Origin of the sequence: Ancrocorticia sp., from assembly GCF_052089425.1 — a bacterium.
GTDB lineage: Bacteria > Actinomycetota > Actinomycetes > Actinomycetales > Actinomycetaceae > Ancrocorticia.
This window is the reverse complement of the sequence record NZ_JBQCZW010000016.1, coordinates 1-23,620: the sequence shown is the minus strand read 5'-3', so window position 1 is coordinate 23,620 and position 23,620 is coordinate 1. Positions and strand designations below refer to the sequence as shown.

Annotated in this window: 20 protein-coding genes and 1 riboswitch; of the genes, 10 read left to right on the top strand and 10 right to left on the bottom strand. The window is 59.9% G+C overall.

The window, feature by feature from the left end:
• Positions 1-15 precede the first annotated feature (15 nt).
• Genes metE through ACTHV6_RS06760 form a run of 3 tightly spaced genes read right to left on the bottom strand, consistent with a single transcriptional unit; the run spans position 16 to position 3,397 of the window.
• Positions 16-2,331: a 5-methyltetrahydropteroyltriglutamate--homocysteine S-methyltransferase gene (gene metE / locus ACTHV6_RS06770; protein WP_441386525.1), complete on the bottom strand. Its 2,316-nt coding sequence runs from the start codon at positions 2,329-2,331 to the stop codon at positions 16-18.
• A gap of 11 nt (positions 2,332-2,342) precedes the next feature.
• A complete protein-coding gene (locus ACTHV6_RS06765) occupies positions 2,343-3,218 on the bottom strand; it encodes a methylenetetrahydrofolate reductase (protein WP_441386524.1) in 876 nt (291 codons plus the stop codon).
• Positions 3,219-3,271: 53 nt separating this feature from the next.
• Positions 3,272-3,397 carry a hypothetical protein gene (locus tag ACTHV6_RS06760; RefSeq protein ID WP_441386523.1) on the bottom strand — a complete coding sequence of 42 codons (126 nt, stop codon included), beginning with the start codon at positions 3,395-3,397 and terminating at the stop codon, positions 3,272-3,274.
• Between the two features lie 141 nt (positions 3,398-3,538).
• Between ACTHV6_RS06760 and ACTHV6_RS06755 the strand changes: the two genes are divergently transcribed.
• Positions 3,539-6,151 (top strand): multicopper oxidase domain-containing protein, encoded by a 2,613-nt coding sequence (locus ACTHV6_RS06755; RefSeq protein WP_441386522.1) that lies wholly within the window; start codon positions 3,539-3,541, stop codon positions 6,149-6,151.
• Positions 6,152-6,212: 61 nt separating this feature from the next.
• On the opposite strand, the gene ACTHV6_RS06750 is transcribed toward ACTHV6_RS06755, so the two are convergent.
• From ACTHV6_RS06750 to ACTHV6_RS06730, 5 genes are all read right to left on the bottom strand, one after another.
• Positions 6,213-7,052, bottom strand: a complete 840-nt coding sequence (locus ACTHV6_RS06750; protein WP_441386521.1) for a MetQ/NlpA family ABC transporter substrate-binding protein — start codon at positions 7,050-7,052, stop codon at positions 6,213-6,215.
• Between the two features lie 77 nt (positions 7,053-7,129).
• A complete protein-coding gene (locus ACTHV6_RS06745) occupies positions 7,130-7,822 on the bottom strand; it encodes a methionine ABC transporter permease (RefSeq protein ID WP_441386520.1) in 693 nt (230 codons plus the stop codon).
• On the bottom strand, positions 7,819-8,811 hold the full coding sequence (locus tag ACTHV6_RS06740) for a methionine ABC transporter ATP-binding protein (RefSeq protein ID WP_441386519.1): 993 nt from the start codon (positions 8,809-8,811) through the stop codon (positions 7,819-7,821). The genes ACTHV6_RS06745 and ACTHV6_RS06740 overlap by 4 nt, the downstream gene beginning before the upstream one ends.
• An 8-nt stretch (positions 8,812-8,819) precedes the next feature.
• A riboswitch (SAM riboswitch) is annotated at positions 8,820-8,905 on the bottom strand.
• A 253-nt stretch (positions 8,906-9,158) separates the two neighbouring features.
• A complete protein-coding gene (locus ACTHV6_RS06735) occupies positions 9,159-9,827 on the bottom strand; it encodes a metal-dependent transcriptional regulator (RefSeq protein ID WP_441386518.1) in 669 nt (222 codons plus the stop codon).
• Between the two features lie 4 nt (positions 9,828-9,831).
• Positions 9,832-10,539 carry a DeoD-type purine-nucleoside phosphorylase gene (locus ACTHV6_RS06730; protein ID WP_441386517.1) on the bottom strand — a complete coding sequence of 236 codons (708 nt, stop codon included), beginning with the start codon at positions 10,537-10,539 and terminating at the stop codon, positions 9,832-9,834.
• Between the two features lie 232 nt (positions 10,540-10,771).
• Here ACTHV6_RS06730 and ACTHV6_RS06725 point away from each other — a divergent pair, with 232 nt between their 5' ends.
• The 3 genes from ACTHV6_RS06725 to ACTHV6_RS06715 all read left to right on the top strand — a co-directional run bounded on the left by ACTHV6_RS06725 (position 10,772) and on the right by ACTHV6_RS06715 (position 12,830).
• A complete protein-coding gene (locus ACTHV6_RS06725) occupies positions 10,772-11,308 on the top strand; it encodes a hypothetical protein (RefSeq protein ID WP_441386516.1) in 537 nt (178 codons plus the stop codon).
• Positions 11,305-12,084 carry an HAD-IIB family hydrolase gene (locus tag ACTHV6_RS06720; protein WP_441386515.1) on the top strand — a complete coding sequence of 260 codons (780 nt, stop codon included), beginning with the start codon at positions 11,305-11,307 and terminating at the stop codon, positions 12,082-12,084. The genes ACTHV6_RS06725 and ACTHV6_RS06720 overlap by 4 nt, the downstream gene beginning before the upstream one ends.
• A 65-nt stretch (positions 12,085-12,149) precedes the next feature.
• Positions 12,150-12,830, top strand: a complete 681-nt coding sequence (locus ACTHV6_RS06715) for a vitamin K epoxide reductase family protein (RefSeq protein WP_441386514.1) — start codon at positions 12,150-12,152, stop codon at positions 12,828-12,830.
• 23 nt (positions 12,831-12,853) lie between these two features.
• Here ACTHV6_RS06715 and ACTHV6_RS06710 read toward each other — a convergent pair whose 3' ends face one another.
• Positions 12,854-13,291 carry an HIT family protein gene (locus ACTHV6_RS06710; RefSeq protein ID WP_441386513.1) on the bottom strand — a complete coding sequence of 146 codons (438 nt, stop codon included), beginning with the start codon at positions 13,289-13,291 and terminating at the stop codon, positions 12,854-12,856.
• Between the two features lie 95 nt (positions 13,292-13,386).
• Between ACTHV6_RS06710 and ACTHV6_RS06705 the strand changes: the two genes are divergently transcribed.
• The 6 genes from ACTHV6_RS06705 to ACTHV6_RS06680 all read left to right on the top strand — a co-directional run bounded on the left by ACTHV6_RS06705 (position 13,387) and on the right by ACTHV6_RS06680 (position 22,029).
• Entirely contained in the window at positions 13,387-16,326 is a 2,940-nt protein-coding gene (locus ACTHV6_RS06705; protein WP_441386512.1) for a leucine--tRNA ligase, read from the top strand.
• 13 nt (positions 16,327-16,339) lie between these two features.
• The gene (locus ACTHV6_RS06700; protein WP_441386511.1) at positions 16,340-17,311 is read left to right on the top strand and encodes an aldose 1-epimerase; all 972 of its coding nucleotides are present in this window, start codon (positions 16,340-16,342) and stop codon (positions 17,309-17,311) included.
• A 96-nt stretch (positions 17,312-17,407) separates the two neighbouring features.
• A complete protein-coding gene (locus ACTHV6_RS06695; protein WP_441386510.1) occupies positions 17,408-18,199 on the top strand; it encodes a helix-hairpin-helix domain-containing protein in 792 nt (263 codons plus the stop codon).
• A gap of 31 nt (positions 18,200-18,230) precedes the next feature.
• Complete coding sequence (locus ACTHV6_RS06690; RefSeq protein WP_441386509.1) at positions 18,231-20,435, top strand: ComEC/Rec2 family competence protein; 2,205 nt, start codon at positions 18,231-18,233, stop codon at positions 20,433-20,435.
• Between the two features lie 86 nt (positions 20,436-20,521).
• A complete protein-coding gene (holA, locus tag ACTHV6_RS06685; RefSeq protein WP_441386508.1) occupies positions 20,522-21,529 on the top strand; it encodes a DNA polymerase III subunit delta in 1,008 nt (335 codons plus the stop codon).
• Positions 21,530-21,570: 41 nt separating this feature from the next.
• Positions 21,571-22,029 (top strand): DUF4870 domain-containing protein, encoded by a 459-nt coding sequence (locus tag ACTHV6_RS06680; RefSeq protein ID WP_441386507.1) that lies wholly within the window; start codon positions 21,571-21,573, stop codon positions 22,027-22,029.
• A gap of 3 nt (positions 22,030-22,032) precedes the next feature.
• On the opposite strand, the gene ACTHV6_RS06675 is transcribed toward ACTHV6_RS06680, so the two are convergent.
• Positions 22,033-23,620 (bottom strand): hypothetical protein (locus ACTHV6_RS06675; RefSeq protein ID WP_441386506.1); only part of this gene is annotated, 1,588 nt, incomplete at its 5' end.

Below are 23,620 nucleotides of genomic sequence, written 5' to 3'. Positions count from 1 at the left end.
ACTAGCCCGAACGAACTAGGAGGCCAGCTCGCCGCGAACAGCTTGTGCCGCCTCCACGAGGTTCGTGAGCGTTGCAATCGTCTCCGGGTAGGCACGAGTCTTCAACCCGCAATCGGGGTTGATCCATAGGCGATTGGCCGGCACTGAGGCGGCAGCCGCCCGGATCAGCTCAACCAGCTCATCGGTTGCCGGAACACGTGGGGAATGGATGTCCCACACGCCGGGCCCAACTCCACGGAAGAAGCCGTTGGCAGCAAGTTCGGGGAGTACCTCCATTTTCGAACGCGCAGCTTCGATGGATGTGACATCCGCATCCAACCCAGCGATAGCGTCGATGATCTGCCCGAACTCTGAATAGCACAGGTGCGTATGGATCTGCGTGTCCGGGCGAACCCCGGCCGTCGCAGCCCGGAAGGATCCGACGGACCATGCGAGATAATCGGCATGGCGCCCGGCGTCCAGCGGCAACAGTTCGCGAAGTGCAGGCTCATCCACCTGAATAATCGCGGTTCCAGCGGCCTCAAGATCCGCCACTTCGTCGCGCAAAGCCAGTGCAATCTGATCGGCGGATTCCCCGAGCGAAATATCGATGCGGGGGAAGGACCATGCCAAGATGGTCACGGGTCCGGTGAGCATGCCCTTGACCGGGCGCTGCGTCAGCGACTGTGCGTAGGAGGTCCACTCCACCGTCATGGGAGCAGGCCGCGCCACGTCACCCCATTGGATGGACGGGCGCGTGCACCGCGAACCGTAGGACTGCACCCATCCGTTGCGCGTGGCTGCGAAGCCATCGAACTGCTCGGCAAAGTACTGGACCATATCGTTGCGCTCGGGTTCTCCGTGCACCAGTACGTCAATGTCCAAGTCTTCCTGAAGCTTGATCACCTTGGCCACTTCGCCGCGAATCTGCTCCGTGTATCCCGCCTGATCGATATCGCCGCGCAGCAGGGAGGCTCGTGCGTTGCGAATCTCTGGGGTCTGCGGGAAGGAGCCAATTGTGGTGGTGGGCAGAATGGGGAGCGCGAGCTTTTCGGCCTGAATGGGTTCGCGTTCCGTAAAGGGAACGCGGGTACGCTCAGCTTCCGTGAGGGCCCCAGTTCGGCTCCGCACGTCCTCGCGGCGTACGCCGGGCGCGATCGCGCGCGCTGCCAGAGCAGTGGTTGCGTCAGCAATTTGCTGGGCAACACTGTCCCACCCCTGCTCCAATCCGTTGGCCAAGGTAACTGTTTCTGAAACCTTCTGGTCCGCGAATGCCAGCCACTCGTGTAGGTGGGCATCCAGCGTGGGATCAGCCCACGTCTCATCCGCGGTGTCGTGAGGAACATGCTGGAGGGAGTTGGTGGTGCCAACGGACAACCCGGCAGCGCCAAGCGCCTTCAGCGATTCGAGGGCGTCACGCCCCGCCGCAAGATCGGCGCGCCAGATGTTACGCCCGTCAATAAGCCCGGCAACAAGATGCACGCCGGAAAGATCGACGGCCCCGGCCTCAGGAGCAGCTCCACGGACAAGATCAAGTGAGATGGCGTCAACGCCGCTGCCAGCTACGGCCGGAAGCGCCGTGTTGCCATCGCCGTAGGGCAGTGTCAACAAAATGCTGGGTCGGGCACCGCTCGAAGCCAGATCGGCCCACACGCGCCCGGCAAGTTCCGCCAGCTCCGTCCTACGTGTTCCAAGGTTGTCGCTTACCAGCGCTGGCTCATCCACCTGAACCCACGGGGCGCCCGCCGCGCCAAGAGCTTCGAAGAACTCTCGGTAGGCCGCCACAACATCCCCGATTCGCTCCACAGGCTGCCAGCCATCTGGCGCAGATTCGGCAGCCTTGGCCAGCGCCAAGTACGTCACGGGTCCAACCACCACGGGGCGCGTGACCGTGCCGGCCGCATTCGCCTCGACGAAACGCTGGACCAGATGATCATCCGCGAAGGAAATGGGCGTCTCAGGCCCGATCTCCGGGACAAGGTAGTGATAGTTCGTATCGAACCACTTGGTCATCTCGAGGGGAGGGACGCTTTCATCGCCGCGGGCCAGCGCAAAGTACAGGTCCAGCCCGTTCTTGCCAGCAAAACGCTCAGGGGTAGCACCCAGTAACCGCGTGATGTCGAGTACCTGATCGTAGAGGGACGAATTGTCGGGGATGGCTGCATCCTCGCGCGAATAGCCAAGTTCGGCTAGCCGATCGAAGGTTGCGTGCCGCAGGGACGTGAAGGCGGTGGCCAGTTCCTCGCCGCTGGAGCGGCCTGCCCAATAGGCCTCAAGTGCGCGCTTGAGTTCGCGGCGGCGGCCGATTCGTGGGTATCCCAGAATGGTGGCTGTGGGAAATGCAGTTGCCATGGTGTTGTTCCTCAGTTCGAAGGGGTTAGTTCGGGAAGTCTTTCAAGAAGGTCCAGCGCCGGGCGGGCCTTATTGAACGTATAGAAGTGGATGCCGGGAGCTCCTGAATCCAGAATCTCTCGGGCTAGCGTGGCGCCGTGATCAAGCCCGCGGTAATAAAGATCGGCCTCATCGCTCGCTTGAGAAAGATCCTGTACAAGGCGTTCAGGGGCCAGCACTTTCGTCAGCTTGGCCACGCGTGCAAGCCGCCGCGGATCGGTTGGCACCAAAATGCCAGCCACGATCGGAATCGTCACGCCGTAGGCTCTTGCCTTCTCCGTGAAGGACATGTAATCCTCGGCTTCGAAGAACAGTTGCGTAATGGCGAAATCCGCCCCGGCCACCTGCTTGAGCAGCAACCGTTCGATTTCCTGCTCTGGTGTGGTGCCTACCTCAGGATTACCTGAGGGAAAGGTAGCCACGGCAATCGTGAGCGGTTTGAAGGCTGCGCGGAGCGCGGCGCCGGGCTGGACTACGTTACGGTGCTGTTCCAGCGTCCGAATGAGGTTGACCAGTTCGGTTGCGGAGGCAACGCCGTCCGAGGCCGGACGCCACGTGGGATCGTTGGCCGGTGGATCACCGCGCAGGGCGAGGAAGGTCCGCACCCCGGATTCCAGATAGTCGGAAACCACTGACACTACCTCGTCACGGGACGCCTGAACGCACGTCATATGGGCAATCGGCTGGATGGGCGTATCACGAACCAGCTGGCGAACTACGTGGCGTGCGGTGCTGCGGTCCTGGCCGGCGGCGCCGTAGGTTACGGAGAGGAAATCGGGTTGCGATTCCAGCAGTTCAGAAACGTTGCTCCAGAATTGGGGGGCGGATTCCGGTTTTCGTGGTGGCATCACCTCAAATGAGAGCGTGCGAGACCCACGGCAAATTGAGTTTGCGGGTATGCTCACCGGCGCACCGCCAGTGCCGGCGCGACCTCCTGCATATTCATCATCGAGTACACGCGCATTCGAGCGGCCAGTTCCCCACCTACGAGGGTTGGACTAGGGCGCGAAGCGTAGTGAATGGTCATATAAGAATGATGGAATAGTTCTGAATCATGAGTTGGATATGTCCACTTTGTGGAACGGTTGTGTGAGGATAGGGACGACGACGGCGAATCAGTCCCCAATGTCCCAGATCCGCGGCACTCACATTTAATACGATAGATACCGTGAAAAAGAATGACGGTGGCGTTCCGCGAGCACGCTGGCACAGGGTGACGTGGCTGGTCACATCGTTTTGGGTAGTGGCACTTGTGCTTGCTGTTGCAGCACAAGCGGTCCTTCCCAATCCCACGTGGTATCTCATCCATATTGCGGGGCTAGGAGTAGCGGGAACATCCATCTTGATATGGACGTGGCACTTCGCGGACGCACTGACCAGAACAAAGCAGTCTCAATTCCGGCAGCTGATCCGAATCCTCACGTTATCGGCGGGCACGATCGTGTTGGGCGTTGCCCTCGCAACTACTGGTCTGCCGGCCATTGCGTGCGGGGCTGCCGGGGGAGGCATTGTTTCCGGAGTTCTGATCTGGCACAGCGTTGACTTGCGCCGTGCGATGAGCGGAAGCTTCGTTTCCCCCGGAGCGGTCACCCTCCGTTACCATCACGCTGCATCCTTGGTTTTTGTGTTCGGGGCTCTCGTTGGGATCATCCTGACGATCGATGTGAGTAGCTACGAGTTGGTGTTGGCATGGTGGCCTGGACTGTATCTTCACCATGACGCAATGGCGATAGCGCATGTGTTCCTCATGGTCTTGGGTTTCCTTGGCCTGACAATACTGGGAACACTGGTTACCTTCGGACCTACCGTTGCCAGAGCGCGAATGGGCACCGCCGCGCTAGGACGTTCGCGCCGCATATTGCCACTTCTCGTTGGTGGCGTGGTGGTAGGTGCGGCTGCCTCGGCCGTCGGTAGCGTTCAGGCAGCGGGAATGGCCGCAGCGGTGTGGGTGGTGGCCAGCATTGTGGGGATTTTGGTCCCGATGTTCCGTACGTGGAGCGGGTCCATGATTGGCGTGACTGACGGCTGGTTCATAGGAGCAGCTATCCTTTGGCTGGAAGCAGCAGCCAGCGTGTGGTCCATACAGCTACTCTTTGCTTCGGATATACAAGCAGCGCGTTCCGCTTCTGGGGGCGTGTACGCCGTGATGCTGGCAGGCGGCGTACTCCAGCTCATTCTTGGCTCGCTCATGTACCTGCTTCCGGTTGTTGCAGGCGGCGGTCCCGCGCGCTTGCGGGCGAGTATTGCGGCACTGGAGAAGAGCGCAGGCGTTCGGTTCTTCGTGCTGAACGGCGCCGTTGCTCTTGCGCTTCTTCCGTTGGGTCAGGGCTTTAGGTACGCGGCGCTCGGGGTAGCCGGATTGACGGCTGTGACCAGCTTCGTGCTGCTGCTGGCGTGCGTGGCGCGCCAGCGTTCACGACCGATCGAGCCGTCAGAACGCGCAGAAGGCTCAGGGCCTCGTCCCCTTCCCAGAACGAACCTGAGGATTGGTGCCGTTGTTGCAGCGACCGTCCTAGCCGTCACCAGCGGCATAGGTCTTGTTCTCAACGGACACATGGGAGCTAGCGAGGTGTCGGCCTCTGATCGTCCCATCACGCGAGTATCGGTCAGCGTTGACGGTATGGCATTCGTGCCTGCTTCGATCGACGTGCCCAAGGGTAATCGCCTCATCATTGATTTCGAGAACACGGGCGATCAGCGCCATGATCTGGTGCTTGCCAACGGACGGGAGACGGGTCCCGTGTCAACTGGGGAGCAGACTGAGCTGGATGCGGGAGTGATCGAGGACAACACGGATGCGTGGTGCTCTCTTGTTGGCCACCGCCAGATGGGAATGACTCTGGATATTCGTGTGATTGGTGGGGGCGATACGGCAACGGGCGAACAAGCTCGCCATGAGACGATGCTTCCCACGATGGCCGAACTGGCGGCGGAGCCAGGCGAAGGTTTTGAGCCGTGGAAGCCAGAGCTCTCACAGGCATCGGACGATTCAGTTCATCGGCTTGATCTGCTTGTCGAAGAGACGGAAAAGGAGGTGGCGCCGGGGCGCACGCAGACGGTCTGGACGTTCAACGGGCAAACTCCCGGCCCTGTGCTTCGCGGCAAGATCGGCGATACGTTCATCATCACCCTCAAGAATGAAGGGAGTATGGGACACTCGATCGATTTCCACGCCGGTGATCGCTCTCCCGATGATGTGATGCGCACGATTGAGCCGGGGGAGAGCCTCACCTATGAATTCACTGCCAACCGTTCGGGTATATGGATGTATCACTGCTCCACCAGTCCCATGTCATTGCATATTGCCAATGGGATGTTCGGAGCGGTGATTATTGATCCACCGGATCTCGATCGCGTGGATCGCGAATACATCATGATTCAAGGCGAACAATACTGGGGATCTGATCCGGAGGCGGGCAATGATCCGGACGCGGTCAATCGGGCTGACCCGAGCGTTGTGACCTTTAACGGGTACCCGTTCCAGTATGAGCACGCCCCGTTGAGTGCACAACCAGACGAGCGCATACGGATATGGGTGCTCAACGCCGGACCGAACCTGCCGCTGAGCTTCCACGTGGTGGGTACCCAGTTCGATACCGTCTGGAACGAAGGCAGCTACGTGCTGAAGGGTGGGTCAGGCGGAGCGCAAGTGCTCCCGCTGCTTCCCGCCGAGGGAGGGTTCGTGGAGTTCGTGCCCACGGCGGCAGGCCACTACACGATCGTCAATCACATGATGAGCTATGCCGAACGCGGTGCGAGGGGAACCCTCGAGGTGGAATGAGGGGCGCGAAGCGGAAAACCGCCACGCGCCCCTCACGGAACAACCTTGCCTTCACAACATCTTAGAAGGAGGGGATGACCTCTCCATCAGGCCAGGTCTCGGTGATGAAATCGGCAACTTCTTGAGAGTGCAGGAGCTCATCGAGGGTCTGTGCCGCTTCGACGATCTCCGGATCCGATTCGCTGTTCCACGCGAGAATGTTGGAGTAGGGGTTGCCTTCGCCCTCTTCGAGGTAGATGGCATCCTCAGACGGCACGAGATCGTTCTGCAGCGCGAAGTTGCCGTTGATGATCGCGATATCCACATCCGGGAGCAGCTTGGGTACGGCGGGCGCCTCAGCTTCCACTAGCTCAAGGTTATTGGGATTATCGGCCACATCGTAGATGGTGGGATCATCCACGTCCTCCAGCGTGAGCAGGTCCAGATCTTCGAGAAGATAGAGTGCTCGGGACTGATTGGACGGATCGTTGGTTACGGCTACCTTGGCCCCATCGGGAAGGTCAGCAATATCGTCGATCGTGTTGGAGTACACGCCGAAGGGCTCGATGTGTACGCCCTCGCCGCGCTCAAACGTGAAACCGTTATCCGCAACGGCTTCGTCGTAATACGGAATGTGCTGGAAGAAGTTTGCATCGATTTCACCGGCCTGCAGCGCGGTGTTGGGCAGCACGTAATCCTGATACTCGCTGATCTCGATCTCAATCCCAGCATCTTCTGCCAGATTCTCCTGAACGAATTCGAGGATCTGAGAATGGGGAACGGGGGAGGCACCAACGGTGATCTTGGTGGTGCCGGATGCCCCTTCGGTGGTTTCCGAGGAGGAATCGTCATTGCCGCCGCACGCGGAGAGCGTGAGTGCGGCTGCCGCGCCAAGGGCGGCGAGGGAGCGGAATCGCTTCATGGTTAATCCTTTGGTGATGGTTCTGGCGGTAAATTACGGACAATGTGGGCTGAGGGATGAAACCCGGCTGGTAGTTCTCAGCGGTGATCTACTAGCCGGCTAAGCATGTCACCAACGAACTGGACGATGCTGACAATCACAACGATCACCACAACGATGATGAGGAGGACGTCCATCTGGGTACGGTAGTAGCCCTGATTGATAGCTAGGGCACCAAGGCCACCGGCACCAACTGCTCCGGCCATCGCGGTATATCCAATGATGGTGATGCACAGGATCGTGAGTGACTGAATGAGAGTGGGCACGGCCTCGCGAACGATGACTCCCGTGAGTATCCGGTACCTCGAAGCCCCCATCATTTGGGCTGCTTCGATCTTTCCCCGGTCAACGTTCGTCAGGTTCGATTCGACCATACGCGCGAAGTAAGGGATTGCCGAGATGGCGAGTGGAATCATTGCGCCTCGCCAGCCGGTGGCTTGGCCAATGATCATGCGGGTGATGTTGATCATCATCACCATCAGAATGATGAACGGGATCGCTCGGCCAACGTTGACGATGAATCCGAGGATCGCGTTGGTTGGGCGATTGGGCAGAATGCCGTCCTGCCGCGTGGCCGTGAGGACAACGCCGAAGATCAGCCCAAAAATAGCCGCAAGCACGGTTGCCCATGCGGTCATGAGAAGGGTCTCTGTGGTGGCGTTCCAGAGTTCGCCCTTTACAACGGGATTGTTCAGCCACGTGTCATCGGCAGCGAGGATGATGGTGTTCACAGTGCACGCTCCTTAGCTGAAACGCCAAGCCGGTCAAGTCCCGCCATGAGATCCGAATGATCCTCTTCGGCAATGGTCAAGGCCAACCGTGCTACCTGAATTTCGCCCAACGTTTCGAACGTTCCTGAGCCAATATCGGCTCCATATTGCGAAGCCAGTGCGAGGACCCGCGAACCTGTGGGTTCGCCATGGCGTGCCGTGAAGGAAACGTCAACGAGTACGGAGCTGCGTGGAACCGCAGCGGGGTCAAAGTCCGGACCCGGCACGATCCTGTGAGCCAGTGGTGAATCAACATCCTCCATGATCTCGGAAACCTTGCCGGTGGAGGAAATGCCGCCGTGATCCAGCAGCGTCACATTGGAACAGATCTTTCGGACCACTTCCATTTCGTGGGTAATGATCAGCACGGTCACACCGTATGTGTCTCGCACATCGCGTAAGAGGTCGAGGATCTGGTCCGTAGTTTCGGAATCCAGAGCGGAGGTAGGTTCGTCGCAGAGCAGAACGCTTGGCCGATCTGCCATGGCGCGGGCAATTCCAACGCGTTGGCGCTGGCCACCGGAGAGTTCTGACGGGAAGGCGCGAGCGCGGTCCGCTAGACCAACGAGCTCAAGCATCTCAGTGACTCGCGTGCGCGTGAGAGATTTGCCTTGGCCAGCGATGCGTAGGGGATAGGCGATGTTACCGGCGGCGGTGCGCTGATCCAGAAGGTTACCGCCTTGGAACACCATGCCGATTGTTCGGCGGGCGTCACGGAGCTGGCCAGCCGGAAGTGAGGAGAGGTCTTTGCCGTCCACGAAGATCGAACCGCTTGTCGGACGCTCGAGAGCCGTCAGGCAACGGATCAGCGTGGACTTGCCAGCCCCGGATTCGCCAACGATCCCGTGGATTTCTCCGGATTCGATACGCAATGAGATATCTTCGAGAGCCACAACGGGATCTTCGCCCCGCCGCGGATAGATCTTACTGACATCCTGTAGCTCGATCACATCAATCACCTCCATCGATCGTGGCAGAAGCACCCGCCAACGCGGGTTGCTGCAGCGTCAACGAACCACGTCTCTCAGCTGCTCTTGATGAAACAGTTACTAGCCAACCACGCCAGTACTCGTAAGTTCAAACTGATTCCACCTTATGGCGTTTAACGAAATTAAACCACGGGTAAGTGGGTTATTGGGAGCGGTGTCATGATGTGGCGTGGCGTACGCGGAACATGTGGGAGCCGAATGGAACAATTGTTCTATGGATGGCGAATGTGATATCGACGCGGTGGACCTATTAGTGGAAGCAGAGGCCGATCTGGTGCTCCCGCGTATTCACGCGAATATTGTGTGGCTCATGCGTCAGCGGTACCAGTGACAACCGCGCGTGCCGCCGCCAAGGGAATGATGGCATGCACATCGCCCAGAGTGATCGCCAGTAGCTGAGGATCACTCTGACTCTTCTCAACGGTCACCGCGATGCCGGGCACAATTCCAGCGCCCTCGAGGTACACGAGGACGTCCGAATCGTTATCGGACACGCGCTTAACGTGCACGGTGGTTCCAGGTTCTGCCGTGGCAAGGGTGACGGGAATCTGGCGTGGTACCTCGGACTGATTGGGTGCAGGGATAATATCGCCGTGTGGATCGCGGGCGGGGTGTCCTAGCTTGTGATCGAGCCGTTCAATGAACAGATCGGACACGGCGTGCTCCAGCCGTTCGGCCTCATCGTGGACCTCGTCCCACGAGTATCCGAATAGCTGCACCAGTCCCGTTTCGAGCAAACGGTGGGCACGCACCATCCGGGCCGCCTCCTGTTGGCCTTCCCCGGTGAGCCTGACGGCACCGTAAGGAGCATGGCGCACCAGCCCGAGTGCCGACAGCCTAGCTACTCCCTCCGACACGGTGGAGGGGGAGAGCCCGAGCGTCTTGACCAACTGGCCTGATGTGACTGGAGTTTCCTGCCACTCGTTAATGTTCCAGATGGTTTTGAGGTAATCCTCGTTTGAGGTGCTGAGTGGCATGTTCTTAGGACAGCGCGGCTGCCACGGCTAGTTCCAAGGATTTCTGGAAGTTTGTCTCCCGCTCGGCGGGACTCATATCCTGAGAGGAATCGAAGAGGTGATCGGAAATGGTGAGCACGGCCAGCGCTTCCTTATGAAGGTTTGCGGCGATTCCGTAGAGTGCGGCGGCCTCCATTTCAACGCCCAACGTTCCCAGTTCAGCAAGCCGCTTCACCTGTTCGGGAGTGTTCCCATAGAAGAGATCGCGTGAGACAACTGGGCCAACCTTAACGCGGGGATCGTCCCCGGCAGCCTTGACTGCGGCAGAGAGCAAAGCCCACGAGGCCGTGGCGGAAAAGTTGATTCCCGGGCATAGCTTCTCGTTGATCGAGGAATCGGTGTGCGCACCAATGGCGATCACCACGTCACCAGCTCTCGTGTCCGCGGCGAGACCGCCTGCGGTTCCTACACGGATGATGCGCTCCACGCCAAATTGGGTAAACAGTTCCGTGGCATAGATGGACAAGGAGGGTTGTCCCATGCCCGAGGCCATGACGGAGAGTGGCTTGCCCTGATGAAGCCCCGTATAGCCACCGATCCCGCGGACGTCACTGACAAGGCGGGGCTCATCGAGTAGTTGCTCCGCAATCCGCGCTGCTCGCTTGGGATCTCCGGGCATGAGAACGGCCGGAGCAAAATCCCCCGGCTCGGCCGAAATGTGTGGTGTTGCCACGAGTTTCTCCTTAGAAACGATAACGTCGTTTACCAAGAGTATCCGGATTGTGGACGAAAAGACACGCGAGTTCCGGGGCTCCCTGAGTCATACACAAAGGGTGTTTGAACCGGAGTTTGTGCGGAAAAGTGGGTGGTGACAAGTCACTTTAGTCCCGGATAATGTGGAGGCGGTTGGAAACTTATGTGCCAATATAGAGACAATTGCCCTACACCTAGGAAAAGGAACGAATATGACTCAGCCTACTTCGCCTGAGAATCAGCAACCGGAACAGCCACAGCAGCCCCAGCAGGGTTTTCAGGGCCAGCAGTCGGCACCGTCTGCCTATTCAGCTTCTGGTACGGCCGGCTATGGCCAGCAGCCATACGGTCAACAGGGATACGGCCAGCCCGGCGCTGACCAGCAGGCTTACGCCCAACAGCAGGCGTACGGTCAGCCAGCATACGGCCAGTACGGATACCAGACGCCGCAAAGTCAGGGCGGTGGCCTTGGCGCGTTCTTCTCGCTGGACTTCTCGAAGAAGTTCGGCTCCAAGATTGCCAAGCTGGTCATGATCTTCGCGTTCATCGTCGCTGGGGCGATTGCAGTTGCTGCGCTCTTCAACTTCATCACCGTGCTGACCTACGATTACGCCAGCACGATGCAGATCTTCACGTCGATCTTCGAGTTCGTGCGTGACGTCGTGTTCGCCCTGTTCATCTTGGGCCTGACACGCGTGATCCTCGAAACTACCGTGAAGGACGAAGGGGATAACTCGGCCGCGGCATGAGCCACCAACAAGTGAAACATTTTGAGCTGCTGGCGTTTGATCTTGACGATACGCTGGCGCCATCAAAATCTCCGTTGCCTGATCGGATGGCACGGGCGCTTGATGCCCTCCTGAACGTCACACAAGTCTGTGTGATTTCAGGGGGGCAGTTCGGGCAATTCGAATCACAGCTTCTCACGAATCTGAATGCCGGGCCTGACGCCCTCACGAACCTCCACCTGATGCCCACATGTGGCACACGTTATCTGGTGTACCGCGATGGTCAATGGAGGGATGTGTACGCTCGCAACCTCTCGGAAGCCGAACGGGCTGAAGCCCTATCGGTGGTTGAGGAAGAGGCTCGCAGGCTCGGTTTGTGGGAAGCGCAAACGTGGGGCCCGATTCTTGAGGATCGCGGATCCCAGATCACCTTCTCTGCCTTGGGACAGGCCGCTCCTGTGCAGGCCAAGCAGGCGTGGGACCCAGACCGCTCGAAGAAGGAAAAGCTGCGGGCTGCTGTAGCTCCGCTCCTTCCCGCGCTCGAGGTGCGTTCCGGTGGCTCGACCTCCATCGATATCACCCGAAAGGGGATCGATAAGGCTTACGGAATCGGTGAGCTGTCCAAACAAACAGGCATCGCCATCTCGCAGATGCTATTCATTGGTGACCGCCTGGATGAGGGTGGCAATGATTACCCCGTGAAGCGCCTAGGAATTGATACCCACGCCGTTGAAGGTTGGGAAGATACCGCCCAGTTCGTTGAGGATTACACCGTTAGAGCGAACACACTCAGCTAACTCCTAGCGAGAAGAGAATAGAATCCCTCCGTACGGACACTAACCATGCGAGCAAGGGGACGGGTATGGATCGTCAGAAGGTCAACATTGATGCGCTTTCGGACGAAGAGTTGGAGCAGTTTCTCACGGCGCCACACAATCGGGCGAGCAAGGAACAGCTTGACGGAGGAGCTCCCCGTTCCTTCGGCGTGCTCATGGTTGTGGTGGGCATCTTGGGAATGCTCGCATCCATCGAGCTTCTTCGATCAGAAAAGCAGCTGCTCGTTGATCCATCCGCGAGCCTGACCTGCGATCTCAACCCGCTGATTGGCTGCGGTAAGTTCCTCACATCTGAGCAGAACGCCCTACTATTCGGCACGTCCAATTCAGTGTTTGGGCTGGCATTCTTCTCCGGGATCTTTGCCTTGGGCATGGTGCTGGCCTCCGGTGGACGGTTCGGACGGTGGCTCTGGCTATGCTTGGATGCCGTGATGATCCCCGCAGCGGCGTGGCTCGTGTGGTTCCAGTGGACTTCGATCACCGTGGAACGCTCACTGTGCCCCTACTGCCTTGTCATCTGGGTTGTCACGATCCCGCTGATCGTCAACACGTGGGCGCGCTCAGCGCAGGCCGGCCACCTGCCGCTTCCCACCACGTTTGCCGGGTGGCTGACCGCGGCCCGGTGGTACATCGTGGCAGCCGTTTACACGGTACTGATTGCGATTATTGTTGTTGCCTTCTGGGACCAGTGGGGTCTGGTCTTCTAGGAAGCATGCGTGATTCGTCGTCGTTAAAGCGCGTGAATATCGCTCGGAACAAACTCCGCAAAGCCCAAATCTACTAGTCCCTGACGTACCTTCTCAATGGAGGAATCCAGCTGATCGGCCGGGAGCCCCGAGCGGGCGTTTTCAAACCGGATATCGGCTTCGGACGTAGCTGGAATCACGTGAAGGTGCACGTGAGGCACTTCCATTCCGGCAATCATTAGCATGGCGCGCGGTACACCAAAGGCGGCTTCCTGTGCCCTGCCGATCCTCTGAGCAACAGTGGACAAGTGGGCGAACGTCTGCTCGTCCAGATCGGTGAACTTGGAAACTTCACGCCGGGGCACAACCAGTGTGTGTCCGTCTGTCATAGGTTCGTGGGTGCCGAATGCTACGCACACATCGTCCTGCCAGACGAAGCGACCCGGAATGTTACCTGCAATGATCTCTGTAAACACGCTCATAGCCCTATTCTAGGCCGAGTCTCACACTGGACAACGGGATCTGGAGCCGCAGGGCTGCGATAGTCTTGAACGCAGACTTAACGTGAAGGAGTGTCATGACAGCTCAGGAGCCGGGCGCTACAACCTACCGTTACACGGCGGAGTTGGCGAACCAGATCGAAGAATCTTGGCAGGAACGCTGGGATGAGGAAGGCACGTTCAACGCGCCCAATCCTGCTGGTGCGCTTGCAGGCGAGGTTCCCCCTGAGAAGTTCTACCTCCTGGACATGTTCCCGTACCCTTCCGGCAAGGGACTGCACGTGGGCCACCCGCTCGGCTACATCGCCACGGATACCGTGGCGCGTTACCAGCGGATGAAGGGCAAGAACGTCCTGTATACCATGGGTTACGATGCGTTTGGCCTGCCGGCCGAACAGTACGCAGTGCAAACCGGGCAGCATCCGCGGATCACCACAGAAGAAAACGTGGCAAACATGCGCCGCCAGCTGCATCGAATCGGGCTGTCTCACGATTCGCGGCGCTCGTTCTCCACAACGGATTCCGATTACGTCAAGTGGACACAGTGGATCTTCCTGCAAATCTTCAACTCATGGTTCGATCCAGCCGCTGAGCGACGCGATGGGCGCGGACTGGGCGCAGCGCGTCCAATCACTGAGCTGCGCGCTGAGTTTGAATCTGGCAAGCGCGCCGTTGGTGACGGGCGCCAATGGGCTGATCTGAGCGCGGCCGAACGCGCGAAGGTCATTGACGGCTACCGCCTCGTGTACGTCAGTGAGGCGCCCGTCAACTGGTGCCCCGGGCTTGGCACCGTGCTGGCCAACGAGGAAGTCACGGCCGATGGCCGTTCCGAACGCGGAAACTATCCCGTGTTCCGCCGCAGCTTGAGCCAGTGGATGATGCGGATTACCGCGTACGCTGATCGGCTGGTCGAGGATCTGGACACGATCGATTGGCCGGAGAAGGTGCGCTCTATGCAGCGCAACTGGATCGGGCGTTCCGAGGGCGCCAACGTGACGTTCGACGTTCCGGGAGCTGTTGGCCCTGACGGAGAAACCGCCTCTCTGGAGGTATACACCACGCGTCCGGACACCTTATTCGGTGCCACGTTCATGGCTGTTGCGCCAGAGCATCCGATTCTGGGTGGTAGCGATGCTGGCGTGGAGGCCGATCAGGCCGCGCTGACCGTGCCGGACACGTGGCCGGAAGGTACGCGCGAACAGTGGACCGGTGGGGCGGCAAGCCCGGCCGAAGCTGTTGCGGCCTACCGCGCACAGGCCGCCCACAAGTCAGAAATCGAACGCACCGATGAAGCACGCACCAAGACGGGTGTGTTCTCCGGATACTTCGGAACTAATCCTGTGAACGGCAACAGCGTGCCGATCTTCGTGGCTGACTACGTGCTGACAGGGTACGGAACGGGTGCCATCATGGCCGTTCCCGCCCACGATCAGCGCGATTGGGAGTTCGCCACCAAGTACGATCTGGACATCGTGCGCACTATCGGCCCGGCGGACGATCCATACGGTCCAGATTTGGGCGTGGAAGCCTATGTGGGTGATGGTGTTGCGGTGGATTCGTCCAACGCGGATATCGCGCTGGACGGGCTGGCCAAGGACGCCGCGAAGGCGAAGATGACGCAGTGGCTGGAATCCATCGGTAAGGGCCACGCACAGGTTACCTACCGGTTGCGTGACTGGCTGTTCTCACGCCAGCGCTACTGGGGTGAACCGTTCCCGATTGTTTGGGATGAGAACGGTGAGGCCCATTCGATTCCCGAGGAATCGCTGCCGCTCGACCTTCCAGAGGTGTCCGACTATTCGCCGAAGGTGTATGAATCGGACGATGCGACATCCTCCCCGGAGCCGCCACTTGGGCGCGCCACCGAATGGGTGAACGTCGAGCTGGATCTGGGCGATGGGCTCAAGTCCTACAAGCGCGATACCAACACGATGCCGCAGTGGGCTGGTTCGTGCTGGTACGAACTCCGCTACGCGGATCCGCTGAACAACGATGCCTTCTGCTCCCCTGAAAATGAGGAGTATTGGATGGGGCCGCGGCCCGATCAGGGCAATGTATCTGGCGGAACGGATCTGTACGTGGGCGGTGTGGAGCATGCCGTGCTGCACCTGCTGTACGCCCGGTTCTGGCACAAGGTTCTGTTCGATCTGGGATACCTGTCCTCCTCCGAGCCCTTCCACAAGCTCTTCAATCAGGGCTACGTTCAGGCCTACGCCTTCACTGACGCACGCGGGCAATACGTGCCTGCTGACGATGTGGAGGAAATCGTTGGGTCTGACGGTGAAGTTGCCTTCACATGGAATGGCCAACCGGTCAATCGTGAGTACGGCAAGATGGGCAAATCGCTCAAGAATATCGTGACGCCTGACGCCATGTGCGAGGAGTACGGTGCGGATACGTTCCGTCTGTACGAAATGTCCATGGGACCTCTGGATGTGTCCCGGCCATGGGAAACCCGCGCAGTGGTTGGTTCTCAGCGATTCCTGCAGCGCTTGTGGCGCAACGTGATCGACGAGGCCACGGGGCAGGTGACCGTTTCCGATGATGAGCCCGATACCGAAACAGCTAAGGTGCTGGCGCGCACCATTGCCGATGTGACATCGGATTATGACGGGATGCGGATCAATACGGCCATCTCTAAGATGACCGTGCTGAATAACCATCTGACGGGGTTGGACCGGGTGCCGCGCAAGGCGATTGAGGACCTGATTCTCATGACGGCTCCCGTTGCCCCCCACATTGCCGAAGAGCTCTGGGAAAAGCTGGGACACGCCGAAAGCTTGGCACGTGAGCCGTTCCCGGTTGTCACGGACGAATCACTTCTCGTGGACGATACGGTCACCTGTGTTGTGCAGGTGAAGGGCAAGCTGCGCGACCGGTTGGAGGTGCCCGCCGATATTTCCGAGGCGGATCTGAGCGCCTTGGCTCTGGCATCTCCCAAGGTGGCAAAGTACGTGGACGGAGAACCACGAAAGGTTATCGTGCGCGCTCCGAAGCTCGTGAACATCGTTCCGTAGAAAGGTATGGAGGATGGCAAGCGTAACTCTCATCGAAGACGAGGACTTTGACGGTCAGCCCGCGTGGCGCATGACAGGGCCTGATGGTTCAACCGCTTTTATCGCCGCTCGTGGAGCAACTCTGCTCTCGTGGCAACCTGCGGGAGGGAAGGAACTCATCGCCGGATACCGGGATGCCGCAGAGCTTCAGGCCCAAGATGGTAAGCGTTCGCTTGTCATGGTCCCGTGGTGCGGAAGGATCGCTGGGGGACAATACTCCTTCGGCAGCAAGCACCTGACGTCGGAACAGGACGAGGATCTTCTTGAGCACGGCGGTAAGGCGGGACGCGTTGACTTCTCCCGCAAGAAGGCCGGAGATGCGCTGGTGTTGGCGGGCACGCTGGCTCCAAGCTCCGGTTACCCATGGCAGCTTGACATCTCCGTGGTGTTCTCACTAGAAAGCGGGGCATCGGGGCTCGAGCATCTGTCCGTCTCCATCACCGTTGTGAATGCTTCGCAAGAAGATGTCCCGGTTTCGATCGGCTGGCATCCCTACCTCACGATGCCGGGTATGGAGGGCGTTTCCAATCTCTCGCTCACCGTACCGGCCCGCGGGAAGATTCTGTCCGATCCCAACCTCATCCCGCTACCCGGTGACGCCGCCATGGCCGGAATCAATGCACCGGCACGGGTGGATTATGTGGGACAACAACGCATCGATCGCACGTACACGGAACTCGTTCCCAGCGAGGATGGGGTTGTGGTTTCTCGGTTGGTTGATCCGGCAAGCGGGCGCGAGATCCTCCTCACGCAGGAGCCGACGGAGGCTCCCGCTTTGCACGTGTATACAGGCGACTTCTTGGAGCGCGATTCTCGTAAAGCGATTGCTTTTGAGCCTACCTCTGCGCTATCGGACGCCTTTAATCGGGCCGATTCCGCCAACGCGATCAAGTTGGCACCTGGTCACGAGAAGGGGCTGACGCTCACGTTGAGCTACCGCGGCTAAGTTCTGGGCGTTTCCCCAAACTGGTTCGTGTAGAACTCATCCACAGGAGGAAATCGCGGCGTGCGGATGCCGTTCAGGCGGGCACATCATGGTGCTATGTCTGTTCCTCCTCCACGTTCGAAGCTCCCGCATACTGGCACTCGCCCACGGGCAGAACCCCGCAGCTTCGCCTCGCTAGCTTTGGCCTCTGGTACCGGAGAGGACGTTGCTGCGCTTGAGCATCGCGGGCCCCGTCCTAGGTTTCGGCTCGATGGACCGGCCCTGCGTGCCGTGATCATTGCCTGTCTGGCGCTTATTGGAGCTGTGTGGGCCTCCCTCGCATTTGCCACTCCACACCAGCTCACCGATGAACACTCGGTGGCAGCCGCAGAATCGATCCAGATGAGCGGTGAGGCGGATGAAGGCACTGGGGGCGCAGCAGAGATGACGCCGGCTGAGACGGACGGAACCACGGAGATCGTGGTGTACGTCTCTGGGCATGTCAAGGAACCGGGTGTGTATACGCTCGCGTCCTCCTCTCGTGTCAACGATGCCGTGGATGCAGCTGGTGGCCTGACCAAGGAAGCGGATAGCGCCTCAATTAACCTCGCCTCGCCCCTTGAGGACGGCCTACACGTGCATGTGCCAGCTCCCGGAGAACAGCCGGACTCTGGCGGGGGACTTGGCGGCGCCGGGGAAACTGATAGTGCGGGTTCGGGGCTGATCAACATCAACTCAGCGGGTGTGGAGGAACTTCAGCAGCTGCCGGGTATCGGACCAAAGCTTGCTCAGGCTGTTGTGGAATGGCGGGACGCCAACGGCAGCTTTTCCAGCGTTGACGATCTTCTGGACGTATCGGGCATTGGGAATGGCAAGCTTGAGCAGCTCCGAGATTTCGCCACGATATAAGCTCCCCGTTCCTCGTCAAGACTTCCGGCTTGTGCCACTGACAGGAACTGCCGTGATCGGAACGTGGCTGGGACTCGGTGGCGGATCCGAGAGCTTCTTTCCGGGGACTCTCAGCATTGCGGTGGCGATCCTGCTGGGATTCGCGGCGCTCCGAAGGCGGAGCCATCTGATCGCCGTAGGAGCGATGCTGCTCGCAAGCATTGGCCTCGGATTGTGCCATGGAGCCATCACGCACCCGGCGGAGCTGGCTGCTGCCGCGCTCAAGGGGGATCGGATCGCTGCGGAGGGGACGATCTCCTCACGCGTCAGCCCGCGCGTGGCACCGTGGGGCGAACCCACCTGCAACGCGGATGTGCGGCTCTCGGGGGCTACTGTTGACGGGACGTCGCGGGAGTACGCACTCGTGATCGTGACGGTGTTGGACATCCCGTGTGACACTCTTCCCGGCCAACATGTTGCGCTGGAGGGGAAAGCGCGTGAAACGCGGGCTCGTGAGCGTTCGGTGCTACGGGTTGTCCCGGCCTCCATCGACGTAGCCGGCCGTGGCACGGCGAGCGAGCGGGTTGTTGACCGCATCGATCGCTCGCTATCCGACCTCTTGAATGATCTGCCTGAACACGCTCAGGGACTCATTCCAGGGGTGGCACTGGGCGATGATTCGCGGGTGTCACCCGAGCTATCCGATGCCATGAGAATCACTGGCTTAACTCACTTGATCGCGGTTTCTGGTGGGCATATTTCGATAGTCGTGGCGATTGTCGTGACGATTGTTGGCCGGCGTTCAAACCTCGTGGCGGCAGGTCTGTGCGCTGTTTCCCTGATCGGGCTGGTCCTGCTGGTGGGCCCCCACGCCTCTGTCATCAGAGCGGTGGGGATGAGCGTAGTTGTTCTTGCCGCGATGGCATGTGGACGGGGCACCGGCGCCGTCCCTGCACTCAGTATCGCCGTGATGGCAACGTGTTGGGCGTTCCCATGGATTGCCATGGGCTACGGGTTCTGGCTCTCAGCAGCTGCCACGGCTGGAATTGTCACGATGGGAACACCTCTAACCGAGCACCTGAGCCGTATCATGCCCGATATGCTCGCGCAGGCGATTGCCATTCCACTGGCGGCCCAGATCTCCTGTATCCCCATTCTCATGCTGTTCAGCGAGGACGGTTCGGTGTGGGCTGTGGTGGCGAATGCCCTCGTAGCGCCCATCGTTGCGCCGCTGACGGTCACGGGGTTGATCGTTGCCCTATTCGGTCCCATCTGTGCGCCGCTGGCACTGTGCGCGGTTTTACCAGCTGTGATGTGTACGTGGTGGATTGACGCGGTGGCGCTGGCATTGGCGCGAGCACCGGGTTCTGGCATTCCCCTTGTATGGGCTGGCGTGGCATGCCTTGCCATGCTCGCGCTAGCTCTCATGGCTCCACGTTGGCCGATGCTCGCCATCGGAACGTGCGCGGTTTGCCTCATGCTCCTTATTGTCTCGCGCTCCTCCGGCCCGCAGGCAGAAGTGCCAGAAGATTGGGCTGTTGTTCAGTGCGATGTGGGTCAAGGATCTGCTCTGATCGCCCGAAAAGACGGGCAGACCGTCATGATTGATGTGGGCCCGGAAGGCGACGCCGCCGCTCAGTGCGTGAAGGGCGCCGGTATAGACCGCCTAGATCTCCTCATCCTTTCCCACGGGCATTCTGACCACATTGGCGGGCTACCAGAGGTGTTGGATGCCGTTTCGGTGGAACAGGTATGGCTATCTCCCAATCCCGACCCTGTGGCCAATACCGAATGGATCCATGCCACCCTTACCCAGAAGGACGTCCCATGGAGTACTGCGGAGGCCGGCCAGAGCGCTGGATTCGTCCGGCTGCTGTGGCCCACGGTGCCCAACCAACGAGAGGGCGAGGCAAATGCTCAATCCCTCGCTGTCCACCTAGACGTTGCTGGGGGAGTGGTAGCTCTGGCTGATTTGCCCGCAACCTCGCAAGAGCGCCTTGTCGCCCACGCCCAGACTGCACGAATCGTCATCATGGCTCACCACGGCAGCGGGGACCAATCTGCGCGTCTGGCACAGAAGCTTCATCCAGTTCTCACCCTGATATCTGTGGGCGAGAATACATACGGGCACCCGGACCCCTCAGCCCTGAAGATCTACGGGGACTCTCAGATCTTTGATACGCAAGAGTGCGGGACTATCTCAATTGACGGCAGCGGTGCTGCGAGCTCAGCGTGCGGGCCCGGTGGAGAGCCGTGAGACAATGAGGTCGCGGGGCGTTCGTCGTCGTCGAAAAAACGGACATCGCTACCGGATCAACGGACATCGCAACCGGAAGGAAACTCGTGGCGCGAGGAAAAACCACCGTGGCGTGGGATCGGCTGGAACTGGCTCCAGTTATCCTCATCAGGTCGGGTGAAGACGTGTTGGGAGATCAGGCAGAGCATCGCCTCGTTGCTCTGGCTCAGGAACGCGATCCGAGTACCGAGATCACGCGCCTCGACGCGGCCACATACACTGCTGGGAGGCTGCCTATGCTGGCCAGTCCCTCGTTGTTTGGTGAAGCTCGAATGATCGTTGTGCCCCGCGCTGAATCAATGAATGATGCGTTCCTTGCCGATGCGCTGGCGTATGTAGCTGCCCCGGAACCGGATGTGGTGCTGGTAGTGCGCCATTCAACATCTAAGCCGCGCGGTAAGAAGCTCTACGATACGATCGTTGCCGGTGGTTTTCAGTGCACGGAGATCCCCGCGATTAAGCGCGATAGCGAAAAAGCGGATCTGGTGGCCGCCCACGTCAAGGCACGAAAGCGTTCGATGACCAGAGATGCGGTGCAGGATCTGGTAGACGGTTTGGGAAACGACGTGCGCGAGCTGCTCTCGGCCGTCAATCAGCTGCTGGACGATATCGAGGGAACCATCGATGCGAAAGCCGTGCACACGTACTATGCCGGGCGGAACGAGGCAACGCCGTTCGCCGTAGCGGACGCCGTTGTTGCCGGGCGAACCGCCGAAGCCGTCACGTTGGCGCGCCACGCCATGGCCACGGGAACGCAGGCCGTTCCCATCGTGGCTGCCATCGCGTCCAAGCTGAGGGCCATGGGGCTGGCACTAGCGTCGCGGGGCAACGTGGATCCCAAGGAGATCAAGTTGGCGCCGTGGCAAATGCGGCGGGCCCGTGATGACGTCCGGCAATGGAGCCAAGAGGGGCTCGCCCAAGCGATATTGGCCATTGCGGCAGCTGATGCGGATGTCAAAGGTGGTTCGCGCAGCGCCGGTTTTGCCCTTGAGCGGGCGATCGTGAGAATTGGTCAGGCCCGGCGAATGCGGTCAGGCACGTTAGCTCATAGGTGACACGCTGGAGATCGAGCAGTGCCCTGGGGCATAATCGAGCCATGGCATACAACGATTCTGGTAACGCATGGGGATTTCCTGAGGACAATTCCGGTGTGCCTCCCCGGGGCGCTTTCGACGCCTACCCGGGACAGGGAGAGATTTCTGCGTCTGACGATCGCACGTTTGCCATGGTGGGGGCTCTCTCAGGACCTGCAGGCATGCTGTTCTCCGCCGGGTGGCTCGGCTTCGCTGGCCCGCTCATCGTGTGGCTGATCTACAGGAACCGAAGCCCGTTCCTTCGCGAACAGTCAGCGCGTGCGTTCAACTTCCAGCTTGGCATGACCATCATGAGCATTATTGCGTGGGTGCTTGTCCTCACGCTGGTGCTGATTCCAGTGTCCGTGGTGATCTGGATCGGGGTGTTCATCTTCTCGATCTATCACCCCATCCGCGCCGCTATCGGGCATTCGCGCGGTGAACCCTATCGCTACCCGTTCAGTATCGCGATCTTGCGGTAGTTCCTAGGCCAGCTCTCGCAGGCGCGCCGCCAGCGGAGCACTTCCAGTGAGCACTTCTGGCGCTTCCTTGAGGCGGCAGGGTCCAACGAGTTCGCGCCACGATTGAGCGAATTGCTCCGCCTCCTCGGGTCTGGTGAGCGCATCGGGTACGGCGAAGTATTGGGGCGCGCTTCGGGAAAAGAACAGCGTTGCTAGCCAGACGAGGCTCCGGCCCACGGTGAAATCTGCGCGCCCCGCTTCGAGCACCCAGCGTGTAGATGGGCTGGGAGGGGCGAGTACCTCGTTCATCGTGGCGAGGATCTGTGAGCAATCGGCAGTCTCTCGATCGGAAATAGTGACCTCGATTTTCTCCGATTCGCCTTTCACCCACGTGATCGAGTGGATCCGGAGCTGGTGGGTGAAGGGCAGAGCGAAGGCGCGGCCAAGGTTGCCAGCGTTTTCTTCGAGCGCTCGAAACATTGCCACGAACGGGGCGGTGGGGGATGCGGACGTTCTCACCGTCTGCACGATGTCCGATATGATGCGGTAGTTCACCACGATGATGATCAAGGGTATGCCGGCGCCCAGCATGTTGCCGGTTGTCAGGCCTTCGTGGGAAAGTAGCGCCGCAAAGCGAACCACGAGGGCCGCGAGAATCACGAAGAGGACGGTGACGGCGAAGTTCACGCTCTGATTGAGTTTGACGCCACGGATCTCCTGAGGCTCCTCGATCAGGAGTTGCGGAGTGACGTCAGGTAATGGCGTGTAGTTCCGCCAGATCCGAGCGGTGGTTGCTCTGTCCTGCAGCGCGTTGAGCGTGCTTGTGTTGATCTCCGAAAGGGACGTGGCGGCCACCCCTTGGCCCACCTCAGCCATGTGTTTGCGTTGGCGGTAATCCAGCACGTGATCGAGCCCGCGCACCAGATGGGAATCCCCTTCTCGGGTGAGCCCCCACACGGTGGCGTGCTTGGCCTCCAAGACGCGAGCATCCGTGACCATGGCGTCGTATAGTGCCGTGATTGTCCAGAAGTGTACGGGCACTACGCTGTCCTGTTGGGCTAGCGCATCTGCGCGCAATCCTTCATAGGCGGGCCCCGTGGCTGAGGAGAGGTCCATGACGGTATTGACTGCCGGCATGGGCGTGTTGCTGGCGGCGCTGACGGTGGCAAATACGAGCCGGTGGCGTTGACCGGCAAAGAGCGCATTGATGATCCTGCCGGGTTCCACCGCGTCCGTCGAAAAACGGAGGGTGGAGCCGGCGGATTCGGAGCCGGGAGTAAGCCCGAGCCTCGCCAGGAGTTCGGACGTTTCCGTGTCACTTTGAAGTGTGATCACGGTATGAGGGGCGACGACGACGGGTTGGTACGGCGCAAGATCCGGGTAGTCCGCGATGATCGTGAGCGGATCGCTTGCTAGGTGGGGATCATCGTCTATCACAGCAAGCCCAGCAAAGGTGGCCCCCGATAACCGGGCCGCCTCCAGCTGCACGATGGCATGAAGTGCGCGAAGCTTCTCCAGAGAATGGGTGAGCGTGCCCGCATCACGTTCTTCGGCGGAGGGTTCCACGAACCACGCATAGTCGCGCCACGGGACAGGGGGTTTGGTGAGCTTC

What these genes read in the sequence shown, in the direction of transcription:
- ACTHV6_RS06695 (WP_441386510.1), top strand. Translation starts at nt 17,408, where the DNA reads ATGTCTGTTCCTCCTCCACGTTCGAAGCTCCCGCATACTGGCACTCGC.
- ACTHV6_RS06725 (WP_441386516.1), top strand. Translation starts at nt 10,772, where the DNA reads ATGACTCAGCCTACTTCGCCTGAGAATCAGCAACCGGAACAGCCACAG.
- ACTHV6_RS06720 (WP_441386515.1), top strand. Translation starts at nt 11,305, where the DNA reads ATGAGCCACCAACAAGTGAAACATTTTGAGCTGCTGGCGTTTGATCTT.
- ACTHV6_RS06700 (WP_441386511.1), top strand. Translation starts at nt 16,340, where the DNA reads ATGGCAAGCGTAACTCTCATCGAAGACGAGGACTTTGACGGTCAGCCC.
- ACTHV6_RS06760 (WP_441386523.1), bottom strand. Translation starts at nt 3,397, where the DNA reads ATGACCATTCACTACGCTTCGCGCCCTAGTCCAACCCTCGTAGGTGGG.
- ACTHV6_RS06735 (WP_441386518.1), bottom strand. Translation starts at nt 9,827, where the DNA reads ATGCCACTCAGCACCTCAAACGAGGATTACCTCAAAACCATCTGGAAC.
- ACTHV6_RS06715 (WP_441386514.1), top strand. Translation starts at nt 12,150, where the DNA reads ATGGATCGTCAGAAGGTCAACATTGATGCGCTTTCGGACGAAGAGTTG.
- ACTHV6_RS06680 (WP_441386507.1), top strand. Translation starts at nt 21,571, where the DNA reads ATGGCATACAACGATTCTGGTAACGCATGGGGATTTCCTGAGGACAAT.
- ACTHV6_RS06710 (WP_441386513.1), bottom strand. Translation starts at nt 13,291, where the DNA reads ATGAGCGTGTTTACAGAGATCATTGCAGGTAACATTCCGGGTCGCTTC.
- ACTHV6_RS06750 (WP_441386521.1), bottom strand. Translation starts at nt 7,052, where the DNA reads ATGAAGCGATTCCGCTCCCTCGCCGCCCTTGGCGCGGCAGCCGCACTC.
- ACTHV6_RS06705 (WP_441386512.1), top strand. Translation starts at nt 13,387, where the DNA reads ATGACAGCTCAGGAGCCGGGCGCTACAACCTACCGTTACACGGCGGAG.
- ACTHV6_RS06765 (WP_441386524.1), bottom strand. Translation starts at nt 3,218, where the DNA reads ATGCCACCACGAAAACCGGAATCCGCCCCCCAATTCTGGAGCAACGTT.
- metE (WP_441386525.1), bottom strand. Translation starts at nt 2,331, where the DNA reads ATGGCAACTGCATTTCCCACAGCCACCATTCTGGGATACCCACGAATC.